The 5457-nt window shown below is 57.9% G+C and carries 5 protein-coding genes; all 5 read right to left on the reverse strand.

Annotated elements, in window-relative coordinates:
* Positions 1 to 44: 44 nt before the first annotated feature.
* Positions 45 to 794 carry a carbonic anhydrase gene (locus ORS3428_RS05080; RefSeq protein WP_071095199.1) on the reverse strand — a complete coding sequence of 250 codons (750 nt, stop codon included), beginning with the start codon at positions 792 to 794 and terminating at the stop codon, positions 45 to 47.
* Between the two features lie 108 nt (positions 795 to 902).
* On the reverse strand, positions 903 to 1106 hold the full coding sequence (locus ORS3428_RS32930; protein WP_131802838.1) for a hypothetical protein: 204 nt from the start codon (positions 1104 to 1106) through the stop codon (positions 903 to 905).
* Between the two features lie 223 nt (positions 1107 to 1329).
* A complete protein-coding gene (locus ORS3428_RS05085) occupies positions 1330 to 2361 on the reverse strand; it encodes a LacI family DNA-binding transcriptional regulator (RefSeq protein ID WP_071095195.1) in 1032 nt (343 codons plus the stop codon).
* Positions 2362 to 2603: 242 nt separating this feature from the next.
* Entirely contained in the window at positions 2604 to 3968 is a 1365-nt protein-coding gene (locus ORS3428_RS05090; RefSeq protein ID WP_071095197.1) for a sigma-54-dependent transcriptional regulator, read from the reverse strand.
* Positions 3965 to 5457: sensor histidine kinase (locus tag ORS3428_RS05095; protein WP_071095201.1), on the reverse strand; the 1493-nt coding region annotated here is incomplete at its 5' end. The genes ORS3428_RS05095 and ORS3428_RS05090, both read right to left, overlap by 4 nt.

The following is a 5457-nucleotide window of genomic DNA, read 5'->3' on the forward strand; positions in this document are numbered from 1 at the left end:
CCTCCTCTGCCGGCCAACGTTCTTTACTGCCGCATTCCAACGCCTCAGTTGATGTCTAGGATGAAGCGCCGATTAGGTGAACGGATAGGCCGTGCGTTCTGGGGATATAGCGAGGTAAATCGAGCAATATCCGCGGCGTCGACCTCAATCGGTTCTTTTGCCAACATCCATTCAACGTTCTCGGTGCATGGCGGCGTCGTCAACGATCCCTCATAGGTCCAGTAGCAGAGCGAGGCCGGGAGAAGCCCGCTGGGATCGATGTCGGCGGCCGTTGAGGCGCCTGGCCACGCAGGGAAGACTGCTGCCAGGCTTGCAAAGCTAGYGTTTGTCGCGCCTGGTATCAGAAAGACTCCCAGGACGCCAAAGCTGTCGCTCTTTGTGTCCTTGTGGACGAAATGCGCTTCCATCGGGAAACTCTTGCCAGCTATGCGATGCTCGCTTGGCGCATGAAAATGGAATTGGATCAATTCGAAAGTGCGATCCCCGCGGGTCAGCGTGCTGCCCTCCGGCATATTGATTTGAATGGTATGGCCGTTATTCACCATCTTGCGGCGGCCCTTGTGCCAATCTACTGCGATGCGCGGCATGTCGGCCTCAACAGCGCCGGTAATATCAACGGGTGATTGCTGCGTACCCGCCGAACAGACGAAGTTCTTCCTGTCCAGATCGGCCCAGTGCTCAGGCCCCACCTGACCGGTGTATCCCCAATGGACCCCCTCCGCACGCGCGGACGCCRCACAGATGAGGCAAGCGCCCTGTGCAATGAAGCCTTTGATCAGGCGACGACGATGCATATTGCTTTCCTTTCCGACCTTATGCTCTTCGAATTGAAAAAAGGGGGTCGTTGCGAGGACAGACGCATTCGATCCAGCGAGTTGCCTCATTTCAAAAAAATCGCAAAATCAATYGTTTTGATTAAACTCATCCACACCGTGGATCGTGGGGTGGCTGCATAACGATTGAACGGCGACTTTTCTCTCATCCATTGCAGAAGCGATTGCCTGGGCATCGGCGGCTGTTGCAATCCAATCGACTATTGTTGCATGCATTCCACCGCCCAGCTCGCCGAACCGCGGATTGGGATCGTCTTTCTGATTTCCAGACAATCATATGGTCGTCGTGCGCCGTTGTGAGCAAGCTCCTCACATCAGCCTGGCGATGGGTCTGGTAGCTCAGTTATGCGGCTCTTCAGTTTCATRTCGCAGGCCATCGTCGAGACCGGACGAGAAGAACACGGGAGCAGAGTCGAAGAACGTTTCCGTTGATGAGATACGGTGGAATTTGTTATGCTCTGTCGTGGCGAACCGATCAACGAGAGCGAATCTCGCCTCAAATGTTTTCCGGCAGATAAATCTCAAACGGCAAAAACGTCTGCCATGGCGCCTCCGCGGTGCCTGTCTCGATTGCCCTGACCATCAGCGTCACCAACTCCTGGCAAAGCTGGCGCAGGGGCGTGGCAACCGCCATCGTAATGATGTCGTCCGCGAGTGCTGCCCGCGACTCTGGCGTGATCTCGTTTACGATCGCGAGGAGATCCCGGCCATCGCCCTCTTCCCGGAGCGCAGCGATGGCGCCCTCCGTACCTCCGCCGGCGACATACAAACCGACAAGTTCGGATTCGCGTTGTATGACGTCGCGAGTGGCCTCGTAGGTGGTTTGCCGCGTATCGAGGTTCACGCGCGTGTCCAGCACCTCGAACGTCGGCGCTTTCTCACGAAAGTATGAGCGAAAGCCGGTTTCTCGCAATTCGGGACCCTGAAAACGATGGCTGACGACCAAGACCRCCACCTTGCCTGGCCTTTTTGCAACCTTGGAAAACATCCAAGCGGCCGTCCGTCCAACCTTGCGGTTGTTGAGGCCCAGATAGCCCTCGCGCACGCCGGCGGCAAAATCGGAAAGCAGGGAAAAAACCGGGGTTCCGTTCGATTTGAGTGCTTCGACAGCTGCCGTGACGGTTGGATGATCCGGTGCCATCATCGCGATCGCGTGGCAGCGTGCACCCATGTCCTCAAGCAGCTCGACCAGGTCGCTAGGCCTATGCGAGGGCGCAAATTCAACGACTGGAATGCCCCGGAAGGAATGTGCCGCGCTGACAGCAGCTTTGATCYCTCGCGCGAAATCCTGATAGAAATGATCGGCCGGCATTCTGAGAATAAAGCCTAATCGGTACTCCGGCAAAATCCGCTGAGCGCGCTGATGCATCAGACCAGTTGCGTTGTAGCCGATGGCGCGGRCCGCCTCGCAGACCCGTCGAGCGGTCTGTTYCCTCACCAGTCGACGACCGTTCAAAACCCGATCGACGGTCGCTACGCTAACGCCGGCTTCGCGGGCGAGATCTGYAATTGTGGGGCGCTTGGTCATGATTCGAGTCTAACAGGAAGTCACGGGGAACATAGAGGACGGGWCACGGAATTTTCAGGTATCGGAGCCAAAAAGGACTGATCCCAAACTGCCCGATCGTCAGGGCCCGCCTCACGAGACGATCCGCACACTGCCAGAGCGCGCCCCCGACGTATCCGCACCGGTGAAGTATTGTTGGGCGCAAGCAGCTCATTTTTCCGGTGCCCACAAGCCATAGCAGCCTTTCGGCGGGACTGGCGAGTTCAAGAACAATCGCGGCTGCTTCGATACAGGCCCGGAATTATTCCATAGCGTTTCAGCTTGTCGTAAAAGGTTTTGCGAGGCACCTGGAGAAACTCGGTCGTCCTCCTCACGTCGCCATCGCATTCCCGCAAAGCGTTGCGGATAACGGTCGCCTCATAAAGACTAACCTTTTCGGAAAGAGAGAGGCTTAATTCAGCGCCTCCTTTTCCAGGGAGCGAATTCGGCGCCCCCTCAAGTCCCAATGCAACCCGATCCGCGAAATGCGCAAGTTCGCGGACATTGCCGGGCCAATCATGGCCCATGAGATGATTACGCACGGCCGCGGTTATCTCCCACACTGGCTTGCCGAAGCGTTTGCACGCGCGTTCCAGGAAATGCGCAAAGAGGATCGGGATGTCCTCGCGCCGCTCGCGAAGAGGCGGGATATTGACCGTCACGACGTTCAAACGGAAATATAGATCTTCCCTGAAGTCACCGCGGGCGGCCGGATCGCTCAGATCGACCTTTGTCGCAGCCACGACACGAACATTGATGCTGCGGGTTTCATTGGTTCCAAGTGGCGTGATCTGGCGGGTCTCGAGTACTCTTAGGAGTTTGATCTGGAGTGCAGGCGGCATGGACTCAATTTCGTCGAGGAATAGGGTGCCGCCATTCGCGTATTCGAGCCGACCGATCCTGCGCCTGTGCGCACCGGTAAACGCGCCTGCTTCGTGRCCGAAAAGTTCGCTTTCGATGACACTTTCGGGCAGCGCCCCGCAGTTCAAGGCCACGAACGGCTTGGTAATTCGACTGCTCCAGCGGTGAAGCAGGTCCGCGACCACCTCCTTGCCCGTGCCGGTTTCACCCTCCACAAGGACGTCCACACCCGTATCGGCGATCTGTCGAATCGTGTCTCGCAGCCGTGTCATACTCGGCGCGTTCCCTAGGAGAGGCATATCGCCCGCGGATCGGACGACCGCATCCCTGAGGCGCCTGTTTTCCAGGACCAGGTGCCGGTTTTCGGAAGCGCGATTCAGCGTCACCAAAAGCCGGTCGGTCTCATATGGCTTGGAGATGAAATCGTAAGCGCCGTCCTTGATGGCGGCAACGGCGAGTTCGACGTCGCCGTGCCCAGTGATAAGGACAAAAGGGATGTCCGTATCGATTGCTTTCACTCGTTCAAAGAGCTGAAGCCCGTTCATTTTGGGCATGCGGATGTCGCTGACGACGGGACCATTGAAGTTCTCGTCGATTCTGGCGAGTGCCGCCTCGGCGGAATTGACGACGATAGGGCTAAAGCCGGCAAGTTCCAGCATCTGCCCTGCAGCGGGCAGCAGGTCATCGTCGTCGTCAACGAAGATGACAGGTCCTTTTTCGCAACTCATTCGGCACGCCTCAATTCGATGGTGAAGGAAGTCCCCCTCTCGTGGCTGGCATCGAGCCGCAAGGAGCCGCCGAGTTCGCGGGCGATTTCCTCTGAGATAAGCAGGCCAAGGCCGAGCCCCTTTTCCTTGCTTGTGGTAAATGGCATGAAGAGGCTCTTGCGAATTTCAGGCGCGAGGCCGGCACCGTTGTCTCGAACCGAAATGGTGACTGTTTCCTTGTTCTGRCCAAGTGCTATCTCGATCCGCGGCTGCGGCAGGCCTTTCAGGGCATCGAGTGAATTCTGCAAGAGATTGACTAGGATTTGCTCCAGCCGAACGCAACTTGCCATCACCATCGGAGACGGATCTGTCAGTTGCCGTTCGATCGTCACGCCAGATTCGCGGATTCGGCTCGAAAGGAGCGAAAGCGCCCCGTCGATCGCCTCCTCCGCCGATATTGGCCCCACGGAACCGGTTGCGCGGCGAGAGAACGACCGCAGCGTCTCGGTGATCGCCCCGATACGTCCCGTTATAGCGATGATCGATTTCAAATTCCCTGCGGTCTCTTGCGGCCTATCGCCTTGGAGAAGACGTGAAGCATTTTCGGCATAGGTGCGAATTGCTGTGACCGRCTGGTTAATCTCGTGAGCAACTCCGGCTGCGATCTGACCAAGAATTGAGAGGCGATTCGCCTGAGAGAGTTCATCACGTAACCGGCGCACTCTTGCCTCGGCATTCTCGCGCTCGGCTATCTGAGCTGCGAGCGCTTCGTTCGAACGTAGGAGCTCTGCCGTACGCAAGTTGACGCGATGTTCCAGTTCCGCGTTCATGCGCGCAAGCGCGTCCTGCCGTTGTCGGATCATCCGGCGCCGTCGAACAATAATGAAAACGGCAAATGCCACGAGCACGAGGGCAAGTAGTGCTGTGGCGCGGGCTGTCATCATCGCCGCGGAAATCTCTGCGTCGGCAGGAATGAGCAGTGACAGCCGCCAACCTGGGACCACTTTGCCGAGATCCTGCGAAACTGTGACAAAGCCGGCTGCCTTGTCGGCGGTACTTGCGGTGACCAGGTTGCCGCTGCGGTGCGAWAGCGGAACGGGTTCGAACGCCGCGCCAGGCAGTTGCAAATGATCGCGGGCGATTTTTGCCTCTTTTTTGGAAAGCGGGGAGAGAGCGCCAAAACGCCATTGAGGCACGCTGGTCGAAAGGACGACGCCGCGCTCGTCGCTCGTGAAGACCACGAAACCGCTCTCGCRCCAGCTCGCCTCCACACGATCGAGCTCGACCTTCACCACGACGACACCGAGTGGCCCCTCCGGTCCATCGATCCGGCTCGACAAGAAGAGGCCGGGGCGCTTGCTAACGGTACCAAGTGCGTATTGCGTGGCCATGCCGCTCACCATCGCTTCAACGAAGTAGCGACGGAAACGGTAATCGCGGCCGACAAAACTGGTGGGTTCGCCAGCATTGCTCGCAGCAACCGTCGTTCCCTCACTGTTGATGACGTAGA

It is taken from the genome of Mesorhizobium sp. ORS 3428 (assembly GCF_001854785.1).
Classification (GTDB): domain Bacteria; phylum Pseudomonadota; class Alphaproteobacteria; order Rhizobiales; family Rhizobiaceae; genus Mesorhizobium.